This is a genomic window from Polaromonas sp. P1_A2, from assembly GCF_056406895.1.
Genome location: NZ_JBFTZI010000009.1, coordinates 21,371 through 47,260 on the forward strand (window position 1 = coordinate 21,371; position 25,890 = coordinate 47,260).

At 66.6% G+C, this 25,890-nt stretch carries 21 protein-coding genes; 14 read left to right on the plus strand and 7 right to left on the minus strand.

Translation table 11 applies throughout. The annotated features are described in order from the left end of the window. The 4 genes from AC1D09_RS23275 (at position 1) to AC1D09_RS23290 (ending at position 3,672) form a co-directional block, all read left to right on the plus strand. Entirely contained in the window at positions 1-642 is a 642-nt protein-coding gene (locus AC1D09_RS23275) for a LysE family translocator (RefSeq protein WP_477663431.1), read from the plus strand. Positions 643-697: 55 nt separating this feature from the next. Continuing rightward, positions 698-1,699: a threonine dehydratase gene (locus tag AC1D09_RS23280; protein ID WP_477663432.1), complete on the plus strand. Its 1,002-nt coding sequence runs from the start codon at positions 698-700 to the stop codon at positions 1,697-1,699. A 51-nt stretch (positions 1,700-1,750) separates the two neighbouring features. Then, positions 1,751-2,419, plus strand: a complete 669-nt coding sequence (locus AC1D09_RS23285; RefSeq protein WP_477663433.1) for a histidine phosphatase family protein — start codon at positions 1,751-1,753, stop codon at positions 2,417-2,419. A gap of 101 nt (positions 2,420-2,520) precedes the next feature. Continuing rightward, on the plus strand, positions 2,521-3,672 hold the full coding sequence (locus AC1D09_RS23290) for a hypothetical protein (RefSeq protein ID WP_477663434.1): 1,152 nt from the start codon (positions 2,521-2,523) through the stop codon (positions 3,670-3,672). Positions 3,673-3,712: 40 nt separating this feature from the next. Here the strand turns inward: AC1D09_RS23290 and AC1D09_RS23295 are convergent, their stop codons facing one another. The 3 genes from AC1D09_RS23295 to AC1D09_RS23305 form a co-directional block, all read right to left on the minus strand. Then, the gene (locus AC1D09_RS23295; RefSeq protein WP_477663435.1) at positions 3,713-4,171 is read right to left on the minus strand and encodes an Lrp/AsnC family transcriptional regulator; all 459 of its coding nucleotides are present in this window, start codon (positions 4,169-4,171) and stop codon (positions 3,713-3,715) included. Between the two features lie 290 nt (positions 4,172-4,461). Beyond that, entirely contained in the window at positions 4,462-6,606 is a 2,145-nt protein-coding gene (locus AC1D09_RS23300; protein WP_477663436.1) for a sensor histidine kinase, read from the minus strand. Next, on the minus strand, positions 6,603-7,328 hold the full coding sequence (locus AC1D09_RS23305) for a response regulator transcription factor (protein WP_477663437.1): 726 nt from the start codon (positions 7,326-7,328) through the stop codon (positions 6,603-6,605). The genes AC1D09_RS23300 and AC1D09_RS23305 overlap by 4 nt, the downstream gene beginning before the upstream one ends. Positions 7,329-7,538: 210 nt before the next feature. Here AC1D09_RS23305 and AC1D09_RS23310 point away from each other — a divergent pair, with 210 nt between their 5' ends. Both AC1D09_RS23310 and AC1D09_RS23315 read left to right on the plus strand, forming a co-directional pair. Further along, the gene (locus AC1D09_RS23310; protein WP_477663438.1) at positions 7,539-8,822 is read left to right on the plus strand and encodes an SPFH domain-containing protein; all 1,284 of its coding nucleotides are present in this window, start codon (positions 7,539-7,541) and stop codon (positions 8,820-8,822) included. Next, positions 8,822-10,243, plus strand: a complete 1,422-nt coding sequence (locus AC1D09_RS23315) for a hypothetical protein (RefSeq protein ID WP_477663439.1) — start codon at positions 8,822-8,824, stop codon at positions 10,241-10,243. Before AC1D09_RS23310 ends, AC1D09_RS23315 begins: the two co-directional genes overlap by 1 nt. Positions 10,244-10,253: 10 nt before the next feature. Here the strand turns inward: AC1D09_RS23315 and AC1D09_RS23320 are convergent, their stop codons facing one another. Together AC1D09_RS23320 and AC1D09_RS23325 are read right to left on the minus strand one after the other, a co-directional pair. Then, positions 10,254-11,090 (minus strand): creatininase family protein, encoded by an 837-nt coding sequence (locus tag AC1D09_RS23320; protein ID WP_477663440.1) that lies wholly within the window; start codon positions 11,088-11,090, stop codon positions 10,254-10,256. A 29-nt stretch (positions 11,091-11,119) separates the two neighbouring features. Then, the gene (locus AC1D09_RS23325; protein WP_477663441.1) at positions 11,120-12,706 is read right to left on the minus strand and encodes a B12-binding domain-containing radical SAM protein; all 1,587 of its coding nucleotides are present in this window, start codon (positions 12,704-12,706) and stop codon (positions 11,120-11,122) included. 103 nt (positions 12,707-12,809) lie between these two features. On the opposite strand from AC1D09_RS23325, the gene AC1D09_RS23330 reads away from it, so the two are divergent. The 5 genes from AC1D09_RS23330 (at position 12,810) to AC1D09_RS23350 (ending at position 18,538) form a co-directional block, all read left to right on the plus strand. After that, the gene (locus AC1D09_RS23330) at positions 12,810-15,005 is read left to right on the plus strand and encodes a protein-disulfide reductase DsbD family protein (RefSeq protein ID WP_477663442.1); all 2,196 of its coding nucleotides are present in this window, start codon (positions 12,810-12,812) and stop codon (positions 15,003-15,005) included. Between the two features lie 43 nt (positions 15,006-15,048). Beyond that, positions 15,049-15,714: a thioredoxin family protein gene (locus AC1D09_RS23335; protein ID WP_477663443.1), complete on the plus strand. Its 666-nt coding sequence runs from the start codon at positions 15,049-15,051 to the stop codon at positions 15,712-15,714. A gap of 19 nt (positions 15,715-15,733) precedes the next feature. Next, the gene (locus AC1D09_RS23340; RefSeq protein ID WP_477663444.1) at positions 15,734-16,180 is read left to right on the plus strand and encodes a CoA-binding protein; all 447 of its coding nucleotides are present in this window, start codon (positions 15,734-15,736) and stop codon (positions 16,178-16,180) included. 80 nt (positions 16,181-16,260) lie between these two features. Next, on the plus strand, positions 16,261-17,043 hold the full coding sequence (locus AC1D09_RS23345) for a hypothetical protein (RefSeq protein WP_477701252.1): 783 nt from the start codon (positions 16,261-16,263) through the stop codon (positions 17,041-17,043). 163 nt (positions 17,044-17,206) lie between these two features. After that, entirely contained in the window at positions 17,207-18,538 is a 1,332-nt protein-coding gene (locus AC1D09_RS23350; protein ID WP_477663446.1) for a class I SAM-dependent methyltransferase, read from the plus strand. 9 nt (positions 18,539-18,547) lie between these two features. On the opposite strand, the gene AC1D09_RS23355 is transcribed toward AC1D09_RS23350, so the two are convergent. Next, complete coding sequence (locus AC1D09_RS23355; protein ID WP_477663447.1) at positions 18,548-18,847, minus strand: RNA recognition motif domain-containing protein; 300 nt, start codon at positions 18,845-18,847, stop codon at positions 18,548-18,550. 260 nt (positions 18,848-19,107) lie between these two features. Here AC1D09_RS23355 and AC1D09_RS23360 point away from each other — a divergent pair, with 260 nt between their 5' ends. Continuing rightward, entirely contained in the window at positions 19,108-21,612 is a 2,505-nt protein-coding gene (locus tag AC1D09_RS23360) for an EAL domain-containing protein (protein ID WP_477663448.1), read from the plus strand. Here AC1D09_RS23360 and AC1D09_RS23365 read toward each other — a convergent pair. Then, positions 21,593-21,955, minus strand: coding sequence for an aminoacyl-tRNA synthetase (locus AC1D09_RS23365; protein WP_477663449.1), 363 nt, complete (start codon positions 21,953-21,955; stop codon positions 21,593-21,595). The two genes, AC1D09_RS23360 and AC1D09_RS23365, sit on opposite strands and share 20 nt — an antisense overlap. A gap of 80 nt (positions 21,956-22,035) precedes the next feature. Here AC1D09_RS23365 and hemE point away from each other — a divergent pair, with 80 nt between their 5' ends. Together hemE and priA are read left to right on the plus strand one after the other, a co-directional pair. Then, positions 22,036-23,145: a uroporphyrinogen decarboxylase gene (gene hemE, locus AC1D09_RS23370; RefSeq protein ID WP_477663450.1), complete on the plus strand. Its 1,110-nt coding sequence runs from the start codon at positions 22,036-22,038 to the stop codon at positions 23,143-23,145. Positions 23,146-23,521: 376 nt separating this feature from the next. Further along, positions 23,522-25,723 carry a replication restart helicase PriA gene (gene priA, locus AC1D09_RS23375; protein ID WP_477663451.1) on the plus strand — a complete coding sequence of 734 codons (2,202 nt, stop codon included), beginning with the start codon at positions 23,522-23,524 and terminating at the stop codon, positions 25,721-25,723. Positions 25,724-25,890: the final 167 nt, after the last annotated feature.

Consider the following 25,890-nt stretch of genomic DNA (forward strand, 5'->3'; position numbering starts at 1 on the left):
ATGCTTTTCAACACCACCGAACTCGCCTGGTTTGCCCTCGCCGCCTTTGTGCTGGTGATCACGCCCGGGCCCAACATGATTTATTGCATCTCGCGCACGCTGTGCCAGGGCCGCGGCGCCGGCCTGGTGTCGCTGAGCGGCGTGGCCCTGGGTTTTGTGGTGCACCTGCTGGCCGCGTCCTTCGGCCTCACTGCGCTCCTGCTGGCCGTGCCGGTGGCCTTTGACGCGATCAAGGTCGCGGGCGCGGCCTATCTGCTGTGGATGGCGTGGCAAGCCGTCAAGCCCGGCGGCCTCGCACCCTTTGAGACCCGCGAGCTGCCGCACGACCCGCCGCGCACGCTGTTCCTCATGGGTTTTATGACCAACCTGCTCAATCCCAAGGTCGCGATGTTTTACCTCTCCTTCTTCCCGCAGTTCCTGCATCCCGAGCGCGGCGACCTGCTGCTGCAAAGCCTGACGCTGGGCGCGGTGCAGATCAGCGTGAGCACCAGCGTGAACACGGTACTGATCTGCTTTGCCGCGGCGATTGCCGGCTTCCTGAACCGCAACATCAGCTGGATGCGCGTGCAGCGTTATGTGATGGGCACGGTGCTGGGCCTGCTGGCGCTGCGCCTGCTGAGCGAAAAACGGGCGGCCGCATGAGCCGCCGGGCCGCTCCCAAGGCGAATACCGCAGCTCGCAGAGCGGAGGCTAGCCAATGAGCGCCGTCCTCGACCAGGCGCCGGCGCTGGAGAACAGCCTGCTGCCCTCGCTGCGCGAGATCGAAGACGCGGCCCGCGTCGTCTACCGCGAATTCCAGGCCACGCCGCAATACCGCTGGGGTTTGTCCAGCCAGCGCCTGGGCACCGACTGCTGGATCAAGCACGAGAACCACACGCCGGTCGGTGCCTTCAAGCTGCGCGGCGGGCTCACCTATTTCGAGGCGCTGCAGCGGCGCGGCGAGCTGCCCGCGCAAGTCGTCAGCGCCACGCGCGGCAACCACGGCCAGAGCATAGGCTGGGCGGCGCGCGCCCACGGCGTGGCCTGCACCATCGTGGTTCCGCACGGCAACTCGACCGAGAAAAACGCCGCCATGCGCGCACTGGGCGTGACGCTGATCGAACACGGCGACGACTTCCAGGCCAGCCGCGAATTCGCCATCGCGCTGGCCGCCGAACGCGGCGCCCACATGGTGCCCAGCTTCCATGCCGACCTGCTGCGCGGCGTGAGCACCTACTGGTGGGAATTCATGCTGGCCGTGCCGCAGCTTGACGTGGTCTATGTGCCTATCGGCCAGGGCTCCGGCGCCTGCTCGGCGATTGCCGCCAAGCTGGCGCTGGGCCGCAAGCTGCGCATCGTCGGCGTGGTGAGCGCACATGCCACCACCTATGCCGACTCGCTGGCCGCCGGCCGCGTGCTGGAAGCGCCCGTGACCACCCAGCTGGCCGACGGCATGGCCTGCCGCGTTGCCGATGCCGATGCGCTGGCCATCCTGCTGCCGCAGCTGGACCACGTCGTGAAGGTGACGGACGACGAAGTCGCCCAGGCCATGCGCGAGCTGTACGCCGACACCCACAATGTGGCCGAAGGCGCGGGCGCGGCGAGTTTTGCCGCCGCGATGCAAGAGCGTGCGCAATTAAAGGGTCAGGTCGTGGGCATTTCGCTGAGCGGCGGCAATGTTGATACTGCCACTGTCGCCAAGGTGCTCCTGAACGGCTGAGCGGTCACACGCGGGACTGGGAGCCCATTCCGGCTTCGTCACAATCCGCCCATGGGAACCCTCTACCTCGTGCGCCACGGCCAGGCCTCGTTTGGCGAAGACGACTACGACGTGCTCAGCCCCATGGGGCGCCAGCAAAGCCTTCGCCTGGGGGAATACTTCAAGTACAAGGGCATCGCCTTTGACGCGGCCTTCACCGGCACGCTGCAGCGCCAGATCAACACCTTTGCCGGCATCTGCGAGGGTATGGGAATAGACATGCAGGCCGAGCAGCGGCCCGGCCTCAACGAATACGACAGCCATGCCGTCATAGGCGCGATTCACCCGCACAAGCTGGAAAAACCCACCACGCCCGAGCAATACCGCGGCCATTTCCGCCTGCTGCGCGACGGCCTGACGCAATGGATGGCCGGCGTCGTCAGTCCCAGGGGCATGCCCAGCTACACGGAATTCGTCGCCGGCGTCACCGACGTGCTGGACCAGATCCGCAGCACGCACAGCGGCAATGTGCTGCTGGTCTCCAGCGGCGGGCCGATCTCGACGGCCGTGGGCCACGTGCTGGGCACCAGCCCGGAAACCACCATAGAGCTCAACCTGCGCATACGCAACTGCTCACTCACCGAGTTCGCCTTCACGCCCAAGCGCCACATGCTCGTGACTTACAACACCTTGCCGCACCTGGACGCGCCCGAGCACGCAAGCTGGATCACCTACGCCTGAGAACCTGTTGACGGCCTAAACGCTGACGCAAACCTTGCATCGGTCTCCGTGGTGTTTTTACCATTGCCGGGATCGCGCCAAGCAAAGATACTCTTCGGCACATGAGCGCAGCCCCCACTCCCAGCCTCGCCGTCGCGGGCATACACCTTCACGCCGGCACGGCCGATGCGCTGGCGGCGTCCAGCTACCGCTTCCTGGTGCAGCTCGAGCAGCTGGGCCTGCAGGACGCCGTGGAAACCGAGGAACTCCCCGCGCGCGAAGGCGCCGCCATGGGCCGGCGCTTTCGCCTCAGGGCCGGCCTGGCCCAAAAATGGGCGCCGGGCCTGGACACCCTGGGCCTGGCCGAAACACTGCAACTGGATACGACGGGCAACAGCGAGGACCTGGAGCGCGAAATCCTGCTGGCCATGCTGCTGAGCCCGGTTGCCTTCGAGTTTCCCAGCCATGAAGAGCTGGCCTCGGCACTGCGCGTGCGCCGCAACATCGTGGTCGCCGCGCGCAAGACGGCGCTGGAATTCCACACCACCGAAGTCAACCGACCCGAGGACTGCTGGACCTACTCCGAGGACGACGGCTTTACCGTGCGACCCGGCTGTGCGCTGATTCCCGCCCTGCAAAAAGCCACCCAGCCCGAGGCCTCCGGCAAGCTGTATTCCTTCTCGTGCTACCGCGCGACCGAGTATGTGATCCTGCTGGCCATCGCGCAGGAGCTGGAGGCCTGCAACCCGGCCCTGCTGGCCGGCCTGCAGCAGCGCTGGGAGCGGCGCGCCATCATGTCGGGCAAGTTCCACGACGTGTTCCTGCGCGAATACGGCTCCATGGAGCAGCCGCTGCCGCCCAAATATTACGTGCCCGGCGACCGCCTGTGGTTCCGCAACCCCGACGAACACTCCTCGGACGTCTCGGGTTACGAAGGCTCCTGGGTGTTTTACATCGGCAACGGCCTGTTCACCAACTTCTGGAAGCGCGAGCAGCCCTACTCGCTGACAGCCAAATGCCTGGAGCTGTTCCACTGGCGGCACGCGACCTATACCGACGAAGCCGGTGAGCTGCGCATCAACGAAAGCATTGTTGAAGCCGGCGTCAAGGCCTCCAGCGCCGACCCGGCCGAGACCGCGCGCATCCTGGAGCTGATGCTGCGCATGCGCGAGCCCAAGGGCGTCTACCAGTCGGGCGGCTGCATAGACACTTCGCGCGAGTACCCGCGCTGGATGCGGCCGGGCACCGCCGACATGGTGCTGCCGCCCGCCTGATTGCGCCGCCTTGCCACCCGAACGCCTGGGAACCTGATCCTCAGCCCGGCAGCAGGGGGAGATCGGCTTTTTTCAGCGTGCGCAGCACAAAGCTGGACTTGCTGTGGCGTATGCCCTTGATCTTGTAGAGCCGCTCGCGCAGCAGGCGCTCATAGTCCTTGGTGTCATGCACCGCGATGCGCAGCAAATAGTCGTATTCGCCGGACACCAGGTAAGCCTCGACCACCTCGGGAATCGCGGCCAGGGTTTCACCGAATTTTTCAAGCGTGTTGTCGGAATGGCTGTCCAGCGTGACCTGCACCATGACCGTGTCGCCCAGGCCCAGGGCCTGCGCATTGAGGCGCACGGTGTAGCCCTCGATCACGCCGGCTTCCTCCATCTTCTTGATGCGGCCCCAGCAGGGCGAGGGACTCAGGCCCACGGCCTGGCCAATGTCTTGCAGGCTGGTGCGCGCATCGGCCTGCAACACCTGAAGGATTTTCCGATCCAAAGTATCCATTCAGCTAATTTATCTGATTTTTAGGAATTTGCAGATTTTTTATCTGTATCCGGCAAATCCGGCAGCAAATCAAGCAAATTATTCGGTCCCGTCCCGGCGATACTTTCTTCCATGGCAGCGGGCTTACCGGTCCGGCTGGCAAGACAAGGCCTCCAGCAAGTTACCGCTCGCTGGGGGCTTTTGACTTTATTCCATTGCCAAATCAACGCGATAGGTCGTTGCGCCGCCTTGCCGTGCTGTAGCACTGTCTGCGGCGGCGCGCCTACTCTCGCGCCGATTTGGCAATGGAATCAGGCGCCGGCCGCGCACTGCAGGCGCAATTCGAGGCACACGCCATCATCCAGGTTGCGCGCGCTGATGGTGCCGCCCATCTTGGCCATATAGGTCTTGGCGACAAACAGGCCCTGGCCGCGCTGGCCCGGTGCGCCGGCATCGGTGTCGGGCAGGTCGGACACGCCGTATTCAAAAATCTTGTCCAGCATGCCGGCGTCTATCCGCGGGCCCAGGTTGCTGATGGCGATCAGCGCTTCGGGCGCCGTGGCGCCTTCCCGCGCCTGTAGGGACAGCGTGATGCGGATCAGGCTGCCGGGCCGGCGGTAACGCTCGGCATTGCGCAACACATGCGAGACCACGTCTTCCAGCGAATATTCGTCGGCGCGCACCGTGACCGGCTGGGCCAGGGGCTCAAAGGCCACGTCGGGAATGCCGGCCGCCGCGGCGTTGCGCGCCACGTGGCGCAGGAATTCGTTGGCGTCCAGGGTCTGCACATTGAGAGCGGTGGACTCAAACGCCTCGCTGGGCGAGGCGCTGCCGTAGAGCACACGCACCGCCTGCTGCATGCGGCTGATGTAGCGGTGCGCTGGGTCGTCGGCGCTGCCGTGCAGCACCATCAGCGACTGCAGCGGCGACATGATTTCATGGCCGACCGCATGCCAGGTGTCTTTTTCCTGGGCCACGCGTATCTGCTCGCGCCGCACGTCCTCGTTCACGCGCTGCAGCAAATCCTGCAGGCCGCCGGCCAGCACGCCCAGTTCGTCGCCGCCGCGCAGGTCGGCCAAATCCACCGCCGCCAGGCCGTCACTGGCGCGCACGCCCTTGGAGACGGTGGCGGCGCGGCGGGTCAGCTCGGTGATGCGGTGGATGATGCGCAGCTCGATCGCCAGCCAGGTCGCGAAAATGGCCAGCAGCATGCCGCCCACAAACCAGGACACGCGGGTAGCCACGGCCGTGAGGGCCTTGTTGACCGTGCGGATGTCGCCGGTCAGCGTGAGTTCATAGCGGCCCAGCGGCGTACTGATGATGTCCGTGCTGGTGACGGGCGCGTCGTAGCCCTCCACCTGCAGCCGGCGGATCAGCCAGGCGATCAGCGGCGAGGCGCGCTCCGCGGCCTCGGCGCCGGACAGCGCCACGATGTCCTTGCCGGCGCCGCCCGCGCCCAGCTTGCGTATGCGCAGCTTTTCGCCGGGCAGCAGCAAGGGGCTCAGCTCGGCCCAGGAAAAAGGCGCGGTGGCGCCCGCGGCATTGCTGTCGAACAGCGGCTTGCCCTCGCCGGGGGCCAGCATTTCCACCTGCACCTTGATCTGGTCCAGGTCGGCCGGCGGCCAGACGATGCCGGCCGGGCCCTTGGCAAACAGCGCCTCGCGAAACAGCTCCACCGGCAGGCGCACGCTGACAAAGGCGCGCCGCGCGCAATCCGGGTCCGCCGCCGGCGCGCTGTCCACGCAGCGGCCGTCCTGCCAGAGCCAGCCGCGGAAATCGCGCACCGGCCGGCTGGCCGGCGTGATCGGGCCGTCGTCGGCAAAACCCACCAGCCGCCCCCGGGTGTTGGCAAAGGGCGAGGCGTTGCGGCCCTCATCGACGGCCTGCATGGCCTGGAAAGGAGCGATCCAGCGGTAGCGCTGGCCGCGCATGTCGACCGTGATGCGGGCGCGGTGCGCCAGGCTCAGATCCAGCGTGCCCGAACTGTGCGACACCAGCGGTCCGCTGTTGAAGCTGCCGACGGCGTAGAGGAAACCGCCGGCAAAGGGGTTGTTGCCCACGGCCACGCACATCGAGGCCGCATCGGGGTATTGCACCAGGCAGCCGGCCATCTCCACCGCCTGCTGGGCCTTGTTGCGATCGTCAAAATCGAGGGCCGAAAACGGCAGCACCAGCGGGCGCAGCGGCGTGACCTCATGGTCGTAGGCGGTGGGGTTGAGCAGCACCAGCTGGCCCGTGGGATGGCGCAGCTTGGCCGCGATCTGCGCCTGGTTCTTGCGAAAGCCGTCCTGGTAGTTGCGGTAGCTGCGCTCTTTTTCATCCTGCAGCACGGCGACGGCCAGCGCGATGGTGGCCAGCCCCAGCAGCAAAAAAGCGCCGCGAAAGAACACCCGCAGGCCGAAGGGCACGCGCGCCGGCAGCAGGCGCTCGACGTCCAGCCCCGCCGGCAGCTTCACGCCCGGCCCTTGCCGCGCGGGGCGGTATCGGCCTCGGCCCAGCGAAAGCCGCGCATGGGCACGTTTTCAATGCCCTCGAAGGCCGCGTCGATTTCCTTGAAGGCGTCGCGTATGGTGCTCACGTGCTTGCGGATGTTGTCGCGGTTGCGGCCGCTTTTGACCACCTGGTAGAGGTCTTCATAGCTGACCACCTCGCCCCGGCGCGCATGCAGCGCCGCCAGGATGCGCTGCGCCGTCAGCGGCAGGTTCACGCGCTGGCCGCGCCAGATGGCGGTGTTCTGGCGCAGCGGGTCCAGCTGCAGCTCCTGGCCGTCTGTCGCGGGCGCCTTGCCCGCGGGGTTTGCCTTGGCGCTGCGCAGGATGTCCAGGAAGGTTTCGATGAAGTCGGCTTCCTCAAACGTGGTTTTTTGCAGGTAGTCCCAGGCGTCCAGGGCTTTCATGATGCTGCGGTAGATGGCGGCCGGCATGGCCGAGACCACCAGCACCGGCGTGCCCTGCCGCTGCTTGTTGATGGCGTTGATGATGGCCACGCCGGCATGGCGTTCGCGCCCCAGTTCGATGTCCAGCACCACGGCGTCGTAACCCTCGCGGGCGATGGCGGCTTCGGCGTCGTCGCGGCTGAACCACTGGTCGACCTGTATGCCCGGCCGGGCCGATTCAATCCAGCCCCTGAGCTGGTTGCTCATGGGCAAATCGTCTTCGATGACGGCAATTTTGGTCATGGGGCGTGCGAAGTAAAGGGGTGGCTTGATTATGGGTGCGGGCCGGCCCCGGCCGTGTGAGTGTTTCTTCCGTTGGCGGATGAATGCCGCCGCCCAGGCGCGCAAAGACACCGCGCAAGCGCATTGAATGCTCCGGGCCCGCTTCGAACAATGGAGGCCAGAGAGAGCGCAGCCCGCGCCTCTCGCCAAACCAGACCGGAGGAGCCCGTCATGAACCCACGTTTTAGCCGCATCGCCCTGCGCATACGCGCCATCTTTTCCAGGGGGGTGCACGGCACCCGCCGCATCGCCGCCACGGGCGTGCGCCGCGCCGCCGGCGCCCGCAGCCTGATGATCGCCACCGCCGCGGCGGGCGCGGCCGGCTACCTGCTGTGGGTGCACCCGCCGCTGGAATCCGTGGCGCGCGGCGACGTGGCCATACGCACCAACCAGCTGACCGGCGGGGTCGACGAGTTCCGCGAAGGCTCGCTGCTGCTGCTGCCCGGGCTGCACGAGCTGCGCACCTTCTCGCTGCGCGACCAGGTCTACCGCCCCGAGGGCAGCAGCCGCGCCGACGGCCCCTCGCCCTTCCAGTCGGTGGAGGGCATGTCGCTGGGCGTGGACCTCACGGTGCGTTATGCGCTGGACCCGGCCAAGGTCAACGCGCTGTCGAAAAACCTGCCCGACGACATCGCCGGCCAGATCGTGCAGCCCGCCGTGCAGGGCGTGATCTACAAGACCTTCACCCGCTACACGGTACGGGAAATCTTCTCGAGCAAACGCGCCGAGATCCAGCAGCTCATTGAAGCCGAACTCAAGCCCAAGCTCGCGGCCGACGGCATCCTGCTGCGCGGCGTGCAGATGGGCAAGGTGGACCTGCCCGCCGACTACCGCCAGGGCATGGACAAGCTGCTGGCCGAGGAGCTCGCGACCGAAAAAATGCGCTACACCCTGGCCTTGAAGGAAAAGCGCGTCAAGGAAACCGAGCTGGACGCGATGGCCGAAAAAGTGCGCCGCGAGACCAATGCGCAGGCCGCCGCCAACGAACAGGTGATCGCGGCCAGGGCGCAGGAAGAGGCCATGAAGCACGTGCTGCCCTTCAAGCAAAAGCAGATCGAGCAGCGCCAGCTCGAAGCCGAAGCCGAGAAACAGTCGCGCATACGCACGGCCGAAGGCAGCGCCCAGGCGCGGCGCATCGAGGCCGCGGGCGAGGCCGATTCGCGGCAGAAGCTGGCGGACGCCGAAGCCTACCGGCTGGACCGCGTGGGCAAGATCAACAGCGAGCAGATGGCGCGTGAAGGCGTGCTGGTCACGCGGCACCCGCTGCTGATCCAGAAAACCATGGCCGACAAGCTCAGCGACAAGATCACCGTGATCATCGCCCCGCCCTCCACCAGCGGCGGCTTTGTGGGCGCGGGCCTGCTGGGCGGCGCGCCCAAGCCCGGCCGCAACGTGGCGCAAGCGCCGCGCGATGCCGGCACGCAAGACAACGACAACAAGGAAGAGGCCGAATAATGATCACCACCGCACTCCTGACCCTGGCCATCGTGACGCAGGACCAGGCTAGCCTGCGCGCCGCCCCGCGCGATTCGGCCGCGCAGCAGGCGGCGCTGTGGCAGGGCGACGCGCTCGAGATCCGCGGCCAGCGCATGGACTACCTGCAGGTTTACGACCACAGGCGCGAACGCGCGGGTTTTATCCACGTGAGCCAGGTGCGCACTGTCTCGCTGCAGCCCGAGGAAGCGCCGCAGCTGCTGTCGGTGGTGCGCTTCCTGCGCGAAAGCCCGGGTGCCGAGGCTTTGGGCATTGCCTACACGGCCGCCTACCTCAAGGCCGCGCCCGCCGAAGCCATAGACGCGGAAACCTTCGACGCGCTGGGCACCATGGCCGAGCGCCTGGCGCGCCGCGCCTCCATGAAACACGGCAAGGCCACCAGCGACGTGATTTCCGCGCACATGGAAGTGGCCAGCTTTTACGGCGTGGGCTTCAAGGGTTATGAGCAGGGCGGCAGCATGCAGCTGTGCTACAACGGCGAAGCCTTTCGCCGTGTGCTGGCCCTGCCCTCGGACGCCGAGCAGCGCGCCCGCGCCGCCCTGGCCCTGACCCGCCCCGACTGCATGAGCCCCGACCTGCACCCGCAGGAGCGCCTGGCACAGGACCAGTGGCGCGCCGAGGTGCTGGACAAGCTCAGCGCCGCGCAGTTTGCAAGCCTGCCCGAAGTCAGCAAAAACCGTTTACGCCTGCGCCGCGCCGGCGTGTTGGCCAGCCTGGCCTTTGAGCAGGCGCGCCGGGGCGAAGCGCCTACGGCCGCGGCCCAGCGCGCCCTGGCGGAACTTGCTGCGGTGAACAAGCTGGAACTGAGCGACAACGACCGCCAGGACTACAACGACGCGGCGATCCGTGTGGGCGCATCGCGATGGGCCGCCGAAACCGCCCTGCCCCGTTTTGCGAAATTGACGCTGGCGACCGAGGCCGGCCAGGCCGGCGAAACCTGCGTGGCGCTGTATGAAAACAAGGCCGACGGCAAACCGGGCAAGGAAGCCGTGGCCAAACGCTGCACCTACGGCATCGTGTGGGCCGCTTCCGCGAGCGCCCATCCCGACGGCCAGGCCCTGGCGCTCGCGGTGCAGCCGCTGGATGCCTGGCGCGAGCTGTGGGTGTTTCGCAAAAGCGCCGGCAAGTGGGCGGTTGAAGTGCTGCCGCCCGCCAGCAACGGCCCCGAATTGGGTTATGTGGAATTTGCTGGTTGGGTGCGCGGCGCGCCGCACATGCTGCTGGCCCGCGAAACCCGCATCGCCGGCCGCCTGCGCCGCAATTTTGAGGTCGCGCGCCTGGACACCTTGACGACCGAGAAGCAGGCCGGCGACCCGGGCACACTGGCCGCCTTCCGCTGGCAGGACGCCGCGTGGAAGCGGCAGACGGTGATCCTGCGCTGAAGCTGCTGCTTTAGAAAGCGGTCTTGTCGCTCAAGGTATCAGCCGGCAGCTGGTCGATCTCCACCAGCAGTTGCGCCAGGCTGCGGCCCGCCGCGCCCAGCAGGGCGCGGCCTTTTTCGGCGGTGGCGGCGGCCGCATTGCCGACCGCGCCCTGCGGGTTGTAGTCCTGCATCTGCCAGGCCAGCTTGGCGCTGCGGCCGTCACCCAGGAGCTTGAATTTTTGGGCGCGGTCCTGCGAGCTCGAATGAAAGTCTTGCGCCTTGGCCATGTCGACCTGCTCCGGCTTGAGCGCCAGCATCATGGAGGTTTCAATTTCGCCGGCATGGATGCCGAAGCGATGCTCCTCGGCGCTGAACAAATCGTTGACCGACTTGCCGTCTTCAGCCAGCAGCGGCAGGTTGAACCAGTTCACGCTGTACACCAGCATGCCCAACCGGGCCCGCAGGTCGCGCGCCACCACATCGAGCAGGCCGACCTGGCCGCCATGCGAATTGAGCAGCACCAGCTTTTTGACACCCGTCTGCGCGACCGACTCGGCCAGCTCGGTCCAGAGCCGTATCACCGTTTCGGCTTTCAGCGTCAGGGTGCCGGCAAAACGTGTGTGCTCGGGGCTGAAACCCACGGCTTGCGTGGGCAAAAACAAAATGGGCTGCGCGGCCGGCAGGTGCGGCAGGGCGGCCTCAATCACGCCCTCGACCAGCGCCGCATCCACGTTCAGCGGCAGGTGCGGGCCGTGCTGCTCGGTTGCCGCCACCGGCAGCACCGCGATGCAGCGGGCCAGGTCCAGTTTGGCGAAATCCGGGGTTTTCAGGGTGGACCAGTGGCGAGGGGGGGTTGGGGTGGGCATAAAGGGTATTTTGAGGTATTTACGCGGGCTCAAGCCGCAGCAGCTGCCTTCTGGATTTCTTCCTTATGACCTGCCTGCTGCCCCAGATGCCGCCCCTGCCGCTCGGCACCGTGCCGGCCGGCCCGTGGCGGCGCCGCCACCCGCACCGGAACCAGGGCGTCGGCCAGGCACTGCGGCCTTCCGCGCGCACCGCCGGCCAGGTAATCTGCGAGCAGCGCAGCGCGCACATCTTCCACAGCCAGGCCGCGCACGGCGGTCAGGTGATCAAACAGCAAATCCACCAGCTTCTCCAGCGCAAACTCATGCGTCTTGCCGGTGGTCAACCACAGCCAGTCGCTGAAACGCAAAAAATTGCCAAACGCCGATCCGGGCGCCAGCAGCAGTTCAAGCCCGCGCGCGAAGCGCCCAGAATTCGCGACCATTTCCCAGTAGCGCGCAAAGCGGTTGATGCGCTGCATGGTGGCGAAGTCGATCGTGGAGTTTTGCAGAATCGTGTACGGCGTCTGCGGGTCGTAGGCCATGGCGAATTCCGCCGTGTGCCTGGTGATCGGTGTGCCGCGCAGGCGCTTGAGGATACCGAACTGGATTTCATGCGGCGCCAGTTCGTACAGGCGGTCAAAGCCGTCGGCAAAACTTTCCAGGGTTTCGCCGGGCAGGCCGAAGATCAGGTCGGCATGCACATGGGCCCGGCTTTCATTCACCAGCCAGCGCAGGTTGTCGGCGGTCTTGCCGTTGTCCTGCTTGCGCGAGATGCGTTGCTGCACCTCTGGGTTAAAACTCTGGATGCCGACCTCAAACTGCAGCGAGCCGGCCGGGAACTGCGCGATCAAGGTCTTCAGGCGCTCGGGCAGGCTGTCAGGCACGACTTCAAAATGCACAAACAAATCCGGCGCCATGTGGTCGAGGAAGAACTGCAGGATGCGCACCGAATTCTCGACCTTGAGGTTGAAGGTGCGGTCGACAAACTTGAAGTTGCGCGCGCCACGGCGATACAGCGCGTCCATCTCGGCCATGAAGACGTCCAGGTCAAAAGCCCAGGCGGTCTTGTCGAGCGAGCTCAGGCAGAACTCGCACTTGAAGGGGCAGCCGCGCGAGGCCTCGACATACAGCAGGCGTTTGGCCAGGTCTTCGGCGCTGTAATCGGTGTAAGGCAGGGCCAGCGCCTCCAGCGGCGGCTGTTCGCCGGCAATCACTTTCATCAGCGGCTGCGGGCCGTCGAGCAGCGCGCGGCACAGCTTGGGAAAACTCACGTCGCCCCAGCCGGTGACCACATGGTCGGCCAGGCGGCAGATTTCCTGCTCGCCGGTCTCATAGCTGACCTCGGGCCCGCCCAGCACGATCTTGATATCCGGCCGCAAGGCCTTGAGCAGGCGCACCACCTGGGTGGTTTCGACCACATTCCATATATAGATACCCAGGCCTATCACTTCGGGCTGCAGCGCCAGCAACTCCTCGACGATCTGCGTGGGCCGCTGCTGGATCACAAATTCGCGCAGCTGCGTGGCTTCGCGCAGGCCCGGCCCGCCATGCCTGTCCATATTCGCCAGCAGGTAGCGCAGGCCCAGCGAAGCGTGGATGTACTTCGCGTTGAGGGTGGCGAGGACAATACGGGGCATGACCCTATTATCGGAGTTGGCTCTGAAAACAGCTGTAATCGGGTGGCCGGCGCTGGCCGCCCCTCAGGAACTAATGCCCCCAAGGCCCGCTCACACCCGCACCATGCATTCCAAGCGCCCCCTGCTCGCCGCCCTGGCCGCTACGCTTTTGATAGCTATCGGCGCACTGTCCACGGTGGCCAGTGCCCAGAACACGCCCTTGAACCTGCCGGGCAAAAGCAGCCGCGGCGCGGCCGCCAGCGTGGTCACCACCGAGCAGGTGCGGGCCGAACTGCTGGCCTGGGCACCCGAGGGCGTGGAGCCCGGCAAGCCGGTCTGGGTGGGCCTGGCGCTCACGCACCAGCCCGAGTGGCATACCTACTGGAAGAACTCGGGCGATTCGGGCCTGCCCACGCAGCTCGACTGGCAGTTGCCGGCCGGCATTGACGCGGGCGAGATCGCCTGGCCGACGCCGAAAAAGATTCCCATAGGCACGCTGGCCAACTACGGCTACGAAAAAACCGTGCTGCTGCCGGTGCCGCTGACGGTGGCGCCCAGCTTTGCCGGCAACCAGCTTGAGGTCAAGCTCAAGGCGGCCTGGCTGGTCTGCCGCAAGGAATGCATTCCGCAAGAGGGCGAGTTCGCGCTGAGCATCCCGGTGCGCAGCTCGACGGCCGCCAGCAGCCAGTTGTTCCAGGACACTTTCGCGGCCACGCCCAAGCCGCTTGCGGCCGGCGCCAGCCAGGTGGAAGTCGGCGGCGGCAAATCCATCAAAATTTCCCTGGCCGGCCTGCCCGCCGCGCTGCAGGGCAAGACACTTGCGCTGTATCCCGAAACCGGCAGCGTGATCGAACCGGCGGCCGCCTGGCAGCAGGCCTGGCAGGGCGCGGTCTGGACGGCCGAGCTGCCCTTGTCCGGCCAGCGCAGTGAAAGCCCGGCCAGCATGCCGCTGGTGGTGGCCCTGGACAACATCGCCTACCGCATAGACGCGCCGGTCAAGGGCAACTGGCCCGCACCGGCCGCGGCCGCCGTGGTGCCGCCCGCGCTTGAGGCGGCCCTGCGCGCCAATGCCGCGACCGGCGCCGCGCCAGTGCAGGCCGGCGGCACGCCACCCGTGGGCCTGTTCGCCGCGCTGCTGGGCGCCTTGCTGGGCGGGCTGGTGCTCAACCTCATGCCCTGCGTGTTCCCGGTGCTGGCCATCAAGGTCGTGGGTTTTGTGCAGGTGAAAGACGCCGCCACGCGGCTGACCACCGGCCTGGCCTATACCGTGGGTGTGGTGCTGTCTTTCCTGGCGCTGGGCGCGCTGCTGTTGGGCCTGCGTGCCGCGGGCGAGCAGTTGGGCTGGGGCTTCCAGTTGCAGAACCCCGCGGTGGTCGCGCTGATGGCGGCGCTGTTCACGCTGCTGGGCCTGAACCTCGCGGGCCTGTTTGAATTCGGCAACATCCTGCCTGGCCGGCTCGCGGGCTGGCAGGCGAAAAATCCCACGGTCAACGCGTTTTTGTCGGGTGTGTTGGCCACGGCGATCGCCTCGCCCTGCACCGCGCCTTTTATGGGCGCCTCGCTCGGTTATGCGGTGGGCTTGCCGGCCTTGCAGGCGCTGTCGGTGTTCGCGGCCATAGGCGTGGGCATGGCCATTCCCTACCTGGCGGCCAGCGCCATCCCGGCCGTCGCGCGCGTGCTGCCGCGCCCCGGCCCCTGGATGCTGACCTTCAAGCAGTTGATGGCCTTCCCCATGTTCGCCACCGTGGCCTGGCTGGTCTGGGTGCTGGGCCAGCAAAGCGGGGTGGACGGCGCGGGCGCGCTGCTGGCCCTGCTGGTGTTGATGGCGCTGGTGATCTGGGCTTTCACGCTGCGAGGCACGGCGCGCACGCTGCTGGCGGCTTTTTCCATCGCGCTGGGCGCGCTGGGCCTCTGGGCCGTAGGCCCGAATATCACGCGGCCTGTGGCCCTCACGTCGGCTAACTCGGCCGCGCCACTTGCCGGCGGCTGGCAGGCCTGGGAACCGGGCCGGGTTGACCAGCTCGCCGCACAAGGGCAAAGTGTGTTCGTCGACTTCACCGCCGCCTGGTGCGTGACCTGCCAGTACAACAAGAAGACCACCCTCTCGAATGCCGCGGTGCTGGCCGACATCCGGGCCAAAAACGTGGCGCTGCTGCGCGCCGACTGGACGCGGCGCGACCCGGCCGTGACGGCGGCACTGGCCCAGTTGGGCCGCAACGGTGTGCCGGTGTATGTGATCTACAAGCCCGGCCGCGCGCCCGTCGTGCTGTCGGAGATTTTGTCGGTCGATGATGTGAGGGCCGAGCTGGCCAAGCTGTGATGTGCTTGTCTGTTTCTTCTTTTGTCTTCAAAGGAGTCGAGTCATGAATGATCAAGCATCCCCTGCCCGGCCGCTGAGCCGCCGGCATTTCTCCTGCGCCCTGGCCGCCGCGCCCTGGCTGGCCTCGGCCGCGCTGTTCCCGCTTGCCGCGCAGGCCGCGACGGCCGCCGTGGGCCAGGCGGCGCCCGACTTTTCCGCCGTGGACACCGCCGGCAAGACCCACCGCCTCAGTGACTACAAGGGCAAGCTGGTGGTGCTGGAATGGACCAACCCGGGCTGCCCCTTTGTGCGCAAGCACTACAGCGGCAATATGCAAAGCCTGCAAAAAGAGTTCACCGCCAGAGGTGTGGTCTGGCTGGCCGTCAACTCCACCGAAGCCGGCAGCGGCGACTACCTGGCGCCGGGCAAACTCGCCGGCTGGATGGCCGAAAAACAAGGCCAGCCCAGCGCCACGTTGATGGACGAGTCGGGCCAGGTGGGCCAGCTCTACGGCGCCAAGACCACGCCGCACATGTACATCATCAGCCCGCAGGGCCAGCTGCTGTATGCGGGCGGCATAGACAGCATCCCCTCGGCCCGCGTGGACGACATCAAGACCGCGACCAACTATGTGCGCCAGGGCCTCACGGAAGCGCTGGGCGGCAAGCCGCTGAGCGTGGCGAGCAGCCGCGCCTATGGCTGCTCGGTCAAGTACAAGGACGCGGCGTGAACCGCCGCCGGATATCTTTATGACCACACTCCCCCCCGCCGAGCGCATGCCGCACATCCTCAAGCACTACCGCAACATCGCGGTCGTGGGCCTGTCACCGCAGCCGCACCGCGCGAGTTTTGACGTGGCGCGCTACATGCAGGCCAACGGCTACCGCATCATCCCGGTGAACCCCAATGCCACCGAGGTGCTGGGCGAAAAAGCCTACCCTTCGCTGAGCGAAGCCGCGCGCCATGAAAACATCGAGCTGGTGAACTGCTTTCGCAACAGCGAAGATATTCCGCCCGTGGTCGACGAGGCCATCGCCATAGGCGCCAAGGCCGTCTGGATGCAGCTGGGCATCAGCAACCCGGCCGCGGCAGCCAAGGCCGAGGCCGCCGGCCTGCTGGTGGTGCAGGACCACTGCATCAAGATAGACCACCGGGTGCTGCAGTCGCGCGGCCTGCTGGATACCGCTTCGGCCTGAGCTTGCGTTTGCCCTTGCCGCGGTCCCAGGCCCGGGAAAGCCAGGCTTGCGCGGCCGCGCATGGCCGCTGAAAATGCGCCATGTCCCTGCGCACGGCACCCATCCTCACTCCCGCTTCCGCCGTTCCGCCTTCGCTTTTCCCCTTCTTGCGCCCTTCCCTGCTGCTGGCCGCCGCGGCGCTGGCCGGCTGCGCCAGCGATGCGCCCACCCACAAAGGAGAAGCCCAGGCCGCGCCCATAGCCGCCGCCGAGGTCGGCCAGTCGGACGCGAACCGCATGGCCACGCTGGGCATGCGCGACAACCTGGAAAGCCTGCTGCGCCTGGCCGACAAGCTCTACCGGCGCAACCCGGCCGAATGGCGCAAGACCAGCGCCGTCAGCCGCGATGCGGCTCTGGCCCAGCTGCGCGTGGCCGTGGACACGCGCACGCCCTGGCCGGAGCTGCAGGGCAAGCGCGACATCGCCGCGCTGTCGCTGGCCCTGGGACCGGACTTCAAGGGCGACCGCGTGGCCGCCTTTATTTATGCCAGCGCCGACATGGTGGTCACGGCCCACGGCGGCAAGACGTCCTTCTACCTGACCGACAGCCTGGACGCGCAATACATCTACAACGCCGCGCGCAACATCGAGATCGCCGTCTGGATGCTGTCGAATCGCCGCAATGCCGCGGGCCAGCCCCTGCTGCTGGCCGACGAGATCACCGAGCGTGAACGCAACCTGAGTTTTGAGCGCGAGTTCGGCAAGGTCATAGGCCGGCTGGATTTGCTGTCGTCGGTGCTGACCGAGAAATACCGCCGCGCGGTGATCACTTACGTACAAAACCTGCTTGGAGGCACCTTCCTCCAGTTCTTACCCGTCAGGTAAAGCAAGCACACCCCCTTCTCCGCTCACTTCGTGTAGCGGGATCCCCCCTTGCAGGGGGCGGCCGCTGCGGCCCGGCAAAGCCGGTTCCGCGCGGCCACTGGAGAAGTCGGGAAGCGCCCTGAGCGAAGACAATACGCATTTGCCGTTCAATTCCGGAAATCCCATGCCCGATAACTACCTGCCCGAGGTCAGAAACCAGTACGAAGCCCTGCCTTACCCGCCCTGCAACCCGCAGGACGAGCACAAGCGACTGGTGCTGACCTGGCTGGAAGACCTGCCCATGATCAACCACTACTGCTTTGCCGGAAAGCAGTCCTTCCAGAAGGGCTTCCGGGCGCTGGTGGCCGGCGGCGGCACGGGTGACGCGACCATTTTCCTGGCCGAGCAGCTGCGCCACACCGACGCGCAGATCGTGCACCTGGACATGAGCCAGGCCAGCATCGCGCTGGCCCAGGAGCGCGCGCAGATCCGCGGCCTCAGCAACATCAGCTGGGTGCACGACTCGCTGCTGAACCTGCCGGCATTGGCCGCGCAGCTCGGCAGCTTCGACTACATCAACTGCAGCGGCGTGCTGCACCACCTGGCCGACCCCGACCTGGGATTCAAGGCGCTGCAGAGCGTGCTCAAGCCGGACGGCGCCATCGGGCTCATGGTCTATGCCACCACGGGCCGCATCGGCGTCTACCAGATGCAGGCGCTGATGCGCATGGTCAACGGCAGCGAGACGGACGCGCAGCGCAAGATCGCCAACACCCGCGACATCCTGGCCAGCCTGCCGCCCGGCAACTGGTTCAAGCGCAGCGAAGACCTGCACCATGACCACAAGGCCGGCGACGCCGGCATTTACGACCTGCTGCTGCATTCGCAGGACCGCTCGTACAGCGTGGGCGAGCTCTTCGACTGGCTGGGCGAGGGCACGGCGGACGGAAAAAAAGGCCACGGCCTGCAGCTGGCCTTCAGCGATGTGCAGCGCGGCCGCTCGCCCTACCTGCCGCACATGGTGCTGGGCAGCAAGCCGCCGGCCATGGCCGCGGCGCTGCGCAAGCTGCCGCTGCGGCAGCAGTATGAAATGGCCGAGCTGATGGGCGGCAGCATCATCACGCATTCGCTGTACCTGACGCGCGACGCGGCCTGCAGCGCGCCCTACGGCGACACCGACTACGTGCCTTTTTTCTACCACGAGCCGCTGACCGGCGAGATCGCGTCCCAGGTCTTCGGCAACAGCCGCGGCCAGCCCTTCATGCTCAGGCACCAGCATTCGGGGGTGTCCATGATGGTCAACCCCGGCAAGTACGGCGCGAAGATTCTCGCGCTGATAGACGGCCGCCGCAGTTTCGGCGAAATCTTCGAGCAGTTCCGCGCGGCCTGGCAGGGCAAGGCCGCGGCGCCCGACAATGCCGCGCTGTTTGCCGACTTCGCCGAGTCCTATGAGACGCTCAACGCGCTGGAGCGCCTGCTGCTCAGGCATGTTTCGGTCGCTGCAGCCGCGACATAAACAAAGGCCCTAAGCGGCGGAGCTCCACAGGTCCGCGCTCGCGGAGGGAGGCTGCTCAACCAGCAAATCCACGACCACCACCAGCTCACCGCCAAAGCGGCCTATGCCCAGGCCTCTCATGAGCTTTTGCTCCTCTTCCTCCGAGGCCATGCGCACAAAACACAGGGCCTGCTGCTTGCCGGCATGGGCGGCCGGCAGGACGTTGACCTGCCTGACCGAACCAAAGCGGGCGCACAAGGTCCTCAAGGCGGTTTCCAGGGTGGCGATGTCGGGGCATTGCTGCAACTGCTCAAGTTCTGGGGGGCTCATGGGTCCTTGCCTGGAATAAAAGATACGGGAACAACGGGAAGATGGCGTCGATAGCGCCGGGAGGTGGTGCAGCATGAAGGGGGATGCGGGCATACCTCGTGGGGAGCGTGCGATCCACAGCGTAGGACAAAACCGTGTGCCGGTAAGTGACGGAACGTTTTGCAACGCTTTATCGCCAACACTTGCAAATCTCGCGCTGAAAACCACCACGCCATGCCTCAGCATGTTCTATTGAATGACTGAAAAGCAGGTGCTTGTCCGTGTCCGTTTCCGTTCCCAACCTGGCGCCCGCCTTCGCGCTCCATGTGCTGCCGCATTCCGGCACCGACCGGCTCGCCCGGCTGGCGGCCCGCGCCTGCGGCGCACCGATTGCCCTCGTCGCCGGCCTTGACAGCGGCGAGGCCAGCTTCATCGCGGGCACCGGTTTTTCCGCGCAGGAGCGTGAGGGCCTGCTCGCGCTGTGCGGCGCCAGCCTCGATACACCGCCGCGCCAGCCGCTGCTGCCGGCACGCGGCGCGCCCGAGATCGCCTTTTACCGCGGCCTGCCACTGAGCCGGGAGGACGGCACCCTGCTGGGCGTGCTGGCGGTCATGGACAAGGCGGCACGCACACTCAGCCCCGACCAGGAAGAAGACCTGGAGACCCTGGCCGGCCTGGCCGCCGCCCAGCTCGATGCGCCGCACATCCAGGCACTGCGGCAGACCGGGGAAGACGCCCAGCGCCTGGCCACGCGCCTGGGCATCACGCTGGAGAGCATCACCGAGGGCTTTTACACGCTGGACCCGCAGTGGCGCTTCAGCTACCTCAACCGCGAAGGCGCACGCCTGCTGGGCCGGCCGCCCACGGAGCTGCTGGGCAAAAGCATCTGGAAGGAATTTCCGGGCGCCATCAACACCCTGTTCTCCGAAAAAGTGCGCGCGGCGGTGGCGGGCAACTACCAGGTGGAGTTCGAAGCCCTGTATGCGCCGCTGGACAAATGGTTCGAGATACGCGCCTATCCCTTTCCCGACGGGCTGGCGATCTACTTTCGCGACGTCAGCGAGCGGCGCAAGGCGCGCGAACAGCTCATGCTGCTGGAGACCAGCATCTCGCGGCTCAACGACATCGTGCTGATCGCCGAGGCGGTTCCCTCGGGCCGGCCCGGGCTGCGCATCATCTTCGCCAACCATGCCTTCGAGCAGCACACGGGTTACAGCCTGGCCGAGGCGCTGGGCCATTCGCCGCGCCTGCTGTGCGGGCCGCTGACGCAGCGCGGCGAGCTCGAGCGCATAAGCAACGCCTTCCAGAAGGGCGAGCCGGTGCAGGCCGAACTCATCACCTACAAAAAAAACGGCCGGCATTTCTGGATGGAAGTGGACATCGTGCCGGTGGCCGACGATGCCGGCGTGTTCTTCACCCACTGGGTGGCTGTGGGCCGCGACATCACGCGGCGCAAGGTGGCGGAAAGCGAGATCAAGCACCTGGCCTTTTACGACCCGCTGACCCAGTTGCCGAACCGCCAGCTGCTGATGGACAGGCTGGACAAGGCGCTGAGCCACAACCTGCGCCATCCGCGCGAAGGCGCGCTGATGTTCATCGACCTGGACAACTTCAAGACGCTCAACGACACCATGGGCCACCAGAAAGGCGACCTGCTGCTGCAGCAGGTCGCCAAGCGCCTGGCGGCCTGCGTGCGCCAGACCGACACGGTGGCGCGACTGGGCGGCGACGAGTTTGTGGTGATGCTGGAAGACCTGGGCCAGGACCCGCGCGAAGCGACCGTGAAAGCCGAGGTCGTGAGCGGGCAGATCCTGGCCGCGCTGTGCGAGCCCTACAGCCTGGCGGGCTACCAGCATTACAGCACCTGCAGCATAGGCGTGACCGCCTTCAACCAGACGCTCAACAACATCGGCGACCTGCTCAAGCAGGCCGACCTCGCCATGTACCAGGCCAAGATGGCCGGGCGCAATACGGTCTGCTTTTTCAACCCGGCCATGCAGGCCGCGGTGACCGCCAGCGCCGCGCTGCAGTCGGACCTGCGGCGCGGCCTGCGCGAAAAGCAGTTCCTGCTGTACTACCAGCCGCAGGTCGGCCGCGACGGCCGCATGACCGGCGTGGAGGCCTTGCTGCGCTGGCACCATGGGGAGCGCGGGCTGGTGCAGCCCGCCGAATTCATCCCGGCGGCCGAAGAAGCCGGGCTGATCCTGCCGCTGGGCCAGTGGGCGCTGGAGACCGCCTGCCGCCAGCTCGCGGCCTGGGCCCAGCGCCCCGAAACCGCGGCGCTCAGCATCGCGGTCAACGTCAGCGTGCGGCAGTTCCGCCACCCGGAGTTTGTCGACCTGGTGATGGCCGCGCTGAAAGAAACCCAGGTCGGCCCGCACAAGCTCAAGCTGGAGCTGACCGAAAGCCTGCTGGCCGAGGACATGGAGATCACCATCACCAAGATGGCCAGGCTCAAAAAAATGGGTGTGACCCTGTCGCTCGACGATTTCGGCATGGGGTATTCGTCGCTCTCCTGCCTCAAGCGCCTGCCGCTGGACCAGCTCAAGATCGACAAGTCTTTTGTCGAGGACATATTGCGCGACCCCAACGACGCGGCCATCGCGCGCACCATCATCGGCCTGGCGCAAAGCCTGGGGCTGGGCGTGGTGGCCGAGGGCGTGGAAACCGAGGCGCAGCGCGATTTTTTGTCGCGCCACGGCTGCGACTGCTACCAGGGTTATCTGTTCTGCAAGCCGCTGCCGATTGACGAGCTGGAAGCCTTTATCAAGACGCTGCGCATGTGACGGCGGGCGGCGGCGCGGCTTTGTGGTGTTCCAGCCGGAAGATCACTTCCTTGACGATGCCGTACATCAGGGCCCGGTCGCGGCTCGGGTGGTCGGAAAACTGCACATGGGTGGCGCCCAGGGTCGCGCCTTCGGCCTCAAAGCCCACGCTGATGCCGTGGGCCACCAGCAGCGGCCCGCAGGCCGCCCAGTCGCGCGTCCACTGCGGCAGGGCCTGGGCGCTGTCCCAGGGCGTGCCCGCGCTTTCATAACATTCCTCGATGTGCGTGTGGCCCAGCAGCTGCGCCAGGTGCCGCTCCTTGGCGATGCAGCTGCGGAAATACTCCTGGTCGTTCATGCGCATGGAATGCTCCTGGAAAGCCCTTGCGGCCATGGTAAATCCGAAGCGGCGAAGAGGCCAGCGGGAGCTGAGACAATCGGTGCATGTTCGCACCCCTTCAAAACGACACCTTTTTGCGCGCCTGCCTGCGCCAGGCCACCCCCCACACCCCCGTCTGGCTGATGCGCCAGGCCGGCCGCTATTTGCCCGAATACCGCGCCACGCGGGCCCAGGCCGGCAGCTTCATGGGCCTGGCCACCAACACCGACTACGCCACCGAGGTCACGCTGCAGCCGCTGGAACGCTACCCGCTGGACGCGGCCATCCTGTTCAGCGACATCCTGACCGTGCCCGACGCCATGGGCCTGGGCCTGTCTTTTGCGCTGGGCGAGGGCCCGCGCTTTGCCACCCCGGTGCGCGACGAGGCCGCCGTGGCCAGGCTGCAGGTGCCCGACCTGGCCAAGCTGCGTTATGTTTTTGACGCCGTGACCTCCATCCGCAAGGCCCTGAACGGCCGCGTGCCGCTGATAGGCTTTTCGGGCAGCCCCTGGACCCTGGCCTGCTACATGGTCGAAGGCGCCGGTTCCGACGACTACCGCCTGGTCAAGACCATGCTGTACCAGCGCCCCGACCTGATGCACAAGATGCTGGCCGTGAACGCCGACGCGGTGGCCGCCTACCTGAACGCCCAGATCGAGGCCGGCGCCCAGGCCGTGATGATCTTCGACAGCTGGGGCGGGGTGCTGGCCGACGCGGCCTTCAAGACCTTCAGCCTGGCCTACACGGCCCGGGTGCTGGCCCAGCTCAAGCGCGAGCATGAGGGCGTGAAGATCCCGCGCCTGGTCTTCACCAAGGGCGGCGGCCAGTGGCTGGAAGCCATGGCGCAGCTCGATTGCGAGGTACTGGGCCTGGACTGGACGGTCAACCTGGCCCGCGCGCGCGCGCTGGTCGGCGAGCAGGGGCCCCAGGCCAAGGCGCTGCAGGGCAACCTGGACCCGAACGTGCTGTTCGCCAACCCGGCCCAGATCGAGGCCGAAGTGGCCGCCGTGCTGGACAGCTTTGGTGCCCCCCATACCGATACCAGCCGGCCCGGACCCACCCATATTTTTAACCTGGGCCATGGCATCAGCCAGCACACGCCGCCCGAGAGCGTGGAAGTGCTGGTGAACGCAGTGCACGCTCACTCTCGCAGCATGCGCACCGCGCGTAGCTGAATCCTTTCGCCTGCCCCCATATTTCCGCCGGCCCAGGGCGTATTTCCACCATGGCTAGCACAAAACCGGGCCCCGCCGGCTGGACTTATGCACAAAAATCTTGTTGCGCCGCCGCAATGCGAGCACCCCGGTCCACCTCGCGCTATCAAAGCAATAGCGCGTGTAAGTTGTTGATTTATATAGAGACTTTAAATTGCTTTTTTTGCGGGCAATTTAAGAAAAGCCTTGATTTACAAGGCTTCGCGACCTTCGCCGACAAGCTGTCAACAAAGTTATCCACAGAAAATCTGGAAATCTGTAAAGTGGCGCCAAATCAAGGACTTAGCGCACTATCTGGATGTATTCCTCAAGAATTAAACACATTTAGTTACTCTGAATGAGCTATTGGCTGCAAGTCGTCGTCGCGGCGCCCGCGCACAGTTCCATCGCCGGGCCGCTGACTTACCAGAGTGAGTCGCCACTCGCCCTGGGCTCGCTGGTGCGCGTGCCGCTGGGCCGGCGCGAGGTGCTGGGCGTGGTCTGGGAGCTGCTGGCCGACAGCGGCGCGCTGCTGGAAATGCAGACACGCCACGTGGCCGGCGCGCTGGAAGGCCTGCCGCCCCTGTCCGCCACCTGGCGCAAGCTGGTGCAGTTCACCGCCGCTTATTACCAGCGCTCGCTGGGCGAGGTGGCGCTGGCGGCGCTGCCGCCACAGCTGCGCGACCTCAGCAATGTGCAGCTGGCGCGGCGGCTCAAACGCCCCATGGCCGACACCCGGGGCGAACAGGCCGGCGGCCAGTCGCTGGTGCTGAGCGCGCAGCAGGCCGCCGTGCTGGCCGAGTTCCATGCCGACAGCCGGCCCGCGCTGCTGTTCGGCGCCACCGGCAGCGGCAAGACCGAGGTCTACCTGCGCGCCGCGGCCCGCGTGCTGGAGCTGGACCCGGCCGCCCAGGTGCTGGTGATGGTGCCCGAGATCAACCTCACGCCGCAGCTGCAGTCGCGCTTTGAAGCGCGTTTTGCCCACCTGGGCAAGGAACGTGTGGTGGCCCTGCACAGCGGCCTGACGCCGGCCCAGCGCCTGAAAAGCTGGCTGGCGGCCCATGCCGGCCATGCGCGCCTGGTGCTGGGCACGCGCATGGCGGTGTTCGCCTCCATGCCCAACCTGCGCCTGATCGTGGTCGACGAGGAACACGACCCCAGCTACAAGCAGCAGGAAGGCGCGCGTTATTCGGCGCGCGACCTGGCGGTCTACCGCGCCAAGATAGAAACCGAAGACGCCACGCATGACCACGGCCCCTGCCGCGTGCTGCTGGGCTCGGCCACGCCCTCGCTGGAAAGCTGGCAGGCCACGCTGGCCGGCCGCTACCAGCGCCTGGTGATGGACGAACGAATAGGGACGGCTCCTTCGACCGGCGAAGAAGCGGCGCCCTACTCCGCCGGATCTCCGCCGGAGCCCTACGTTCCGCCACAAACCAGGGAGCCCGGCCCCCCGGACGACGCAGGCAGCCTGCCCACGGTGCGGCGCGTGGACATGAACCACCAGCCCAAGCACTGCATCATCGCGCCGCCGCTGCTGGACGCGATTGCGCAGCGCGTGGCGCGCGGTGAGCAGTCGCTGATCTTTTTGAACCGGCGCGGTTATGCGCCCGTGCTGGCCTGCCATGACTGCGGCTGGAAAAGCGAGTGCCCGCATTGCAGCGCGTTTCGTGTCTTCCACAAGATAGACCGCACCCTGCGCTGCCACCATTGCGGCTTCACCGAGCGCGTGCCGCGCGCCTGCCCCAGCTGCGGCAACATCGACATCGCACCCGTGGGCCGCGGCACCGAACGGCTTGAAGAACACCTGGCCGAACTGCTGGCCGGCGTGAAGCGGCCCGACGGCGAGGCCGTGCGCATTGCCCGCATCGACGCCGACAGCACGCGGCTCAAGGGCGCGCTCGAATCGCAGCTGGCCAGCGTGCATGCGGGCGAGGTCGACGTGCTGGTCGGCACGCAGATGATCGCCAAGGGCCACGACTTCCGGCACATCACGCTGGTGGCCGCTATCAACCCCGACGGCGCGCTGTTTTCCAGCGACTTCCGCGCGCCCGAGCGCCTGTTCAGCCTCTTGATGCAGGCGGGCGGCCGGGCCGGCCGCGATGCCCGCCACAGCGGTGCCAGCGAAATGTGGGTGCAGACCTTCCACCCCGAGCACCCGCTGTTCGCGGCGCTCAAACAGCACGACTACGCGGGTTTTGCCACGCAGCAACTGGCCGAACGCGAAGCCGCCGGCATGTCGCCCTTCGGCTTTTCAGCCCTGGTGCGCGCCGAGGCGCGCACGCAGGAAGTGGCGCAAGGCTTTCTGAACGCGGCCGCGGCCCAGGCCGAGGCCCTGCAGCTCACCGGCAACGGCCAGGTCACCGCCTACCCGGCCGTGCCCATGACGATACAGCGCGTGGCGAACATCGAGCGCGCCCAGATGCTGGTCGAAAGCCCTTCGCGCGCGGCGCTGCAGCGCTTTCTGGCGAATTGGCAACCGGTGCTGTTTGAGACGCGGCAGCAGGCTGAATTTAAAAGCCTGATTCGCTGGGCGATTGATGTGGATCCGATTGCGATCTAAGAGCCTGTTCAATATCTAAACGAGGCCGCGTTGGGTTGCAATCGGGATGAGTGGGCCGACCGGGCACGCCGCATGGGCTAATGCCCATGCAAGGGCCTGGGTGGCTCAATCGTCCGATTTCATCCCAACCCGGAGGGCAAGCCCCTTCTCGGGCGGTCTGCGGCGTT

Excerpts from the sequence above, each read along its gene's own strand:
- AC1D09_RS23275 (WP_477663431.1), top strand. The coding sequence starts at position 1 with ATGCTTTTCAACACCACCGAACTCGCCTGGTTTGCCCTCGCCGCCTTT.
- AC1D09_RS23280 (WP_477663432.1), top strand. The coding sequence starts at position 698 with ATGAGCGCCGTCCTCGACCAGGCGCCGGCGCTGGAGAACAGCCTGCTG.
- AC1D09_RS23285 (WP_477663433.1), top strand. The coding sequence starts at position 1,751 with ATGGGAACCCTCTACCTCGTGCGCCACGGCCAGGCCTCGTTTGGCGAA.
- AC1D09_RS23290 (WP_477663434.1), top strand. The coding sequence starts at position 2,521 with ATGAGCGCAGCCCCCACTCCCAGCCTCGCCGTCGCGGGCATACACCTT.
- AC1D09_RS23295 (WP_477663435.1), bottom strand. The coding sequence starts at position 4,171 with ATGGATACTTTGGATCGGAAAATCCTTCAGGTGTTGCAGGCCGATGCG.
- AC1D09_RS23305 (WP_477663437.1), bottom strand. The coding sequence starts at position 7,328 with ATGACCAAAATTGCCGTCATCGAAGACGATTTGCCCATGAGCAACCAG.
- AC1D09_RS23310 (WP_477663438.1), top strand. The coding sequence starts at position 7,539 with ATGAACCCACGTTTTAGCCGCATCGCCCTGCGCATACGCGCCATCTTT.
- AC1D09_RS23315 (WP_477663439.1), top strand. The coding sequence starts at position 8,822 with ATGATCACCACCGCACTCCTGACCCTGGCCATCGTGACGCAGGACCAG.
- AC1D09_RS23320 (WP_477663440.1), bottom strand. The coding sequence starts at position 11,090 with ATGCCCACCCCAACCCCCCCTCGCCACTGGTCCACCCTGAAAACCCCG.
- AC1D09_RS23325 (WP_477663441.1), bottom strand. The coding sequence starts at position 12,706 with ATGCCCCGTATTGTCCTCGCCACCCTCAACGCGAAGTACATCCACGCT.
- AC1D09_RS23330 (WP_477663442.1), top strand. The coding sequence starts at position 12,810 with ATGCATTCCAAGCGCCCCCTGCTCGCCGCCCTGGCCGCTACGCTTTTG.
- AC1D09_RS23335 (WP_477663443.1), top strand. The coding sequence starts at position 15,049 with ATGAATGATCAAGCATCCCCTGCCCGGCCGCTGAGCCGCCGGCATTTC.
- AC1D09_RS23340 (WP_477663444.1), top strand. The coding sequence starts at position 15,734 with ATGACCACACTCCCCCCCGCCGAGCGCATGCCGCACATCCTCAAGCAC.
- AC1D09_RS23345 (WP_477701252.1), top strand. The coding sequence starts at position 16,261 with ATGTCCCTGCGCACGGCACCCATCCTCACTCCCGCTTCCGCCGTTCCG.
- AC1D09_RS23350 (WP_477663446.1), top strand. The coding sequence starts at position 17,207 with ATGCCCGATAACTACCTGCCCGAGGTCAGAAACCAGTACGAAGCCCTG.
- AC1D09_RS23355 (WP_477663447.1), bottom strand. The coding sequence starts at position 18,847 with ATGAGCCCCCCAGAACTTGAGCAGTTGCAGCAATGCCCCGACATCGCC.
- AC1D09_RS23365 (WP_477663449.1), bottom strand. The coding sequence starts at position 21,955 with ATGCGCATGAACGACCAGGAGTATTTCCGCAGCTGCATCGCCAAGGAG.
- hemE (WP_477663450.1), top strand. The coding sequence starts at position 22,036 with ATGTTCGCACCCCTTCAAAACGACACCTTTTTGCGCGCCTGCCTGCGC.
- priA (WP_477663451.1), top strand. The coding sequence starts at position 23,522 with ATGAGCTATTGGCTGCAAGTCGTCGTCGCGGCGCCCGCGCACAGTTCC.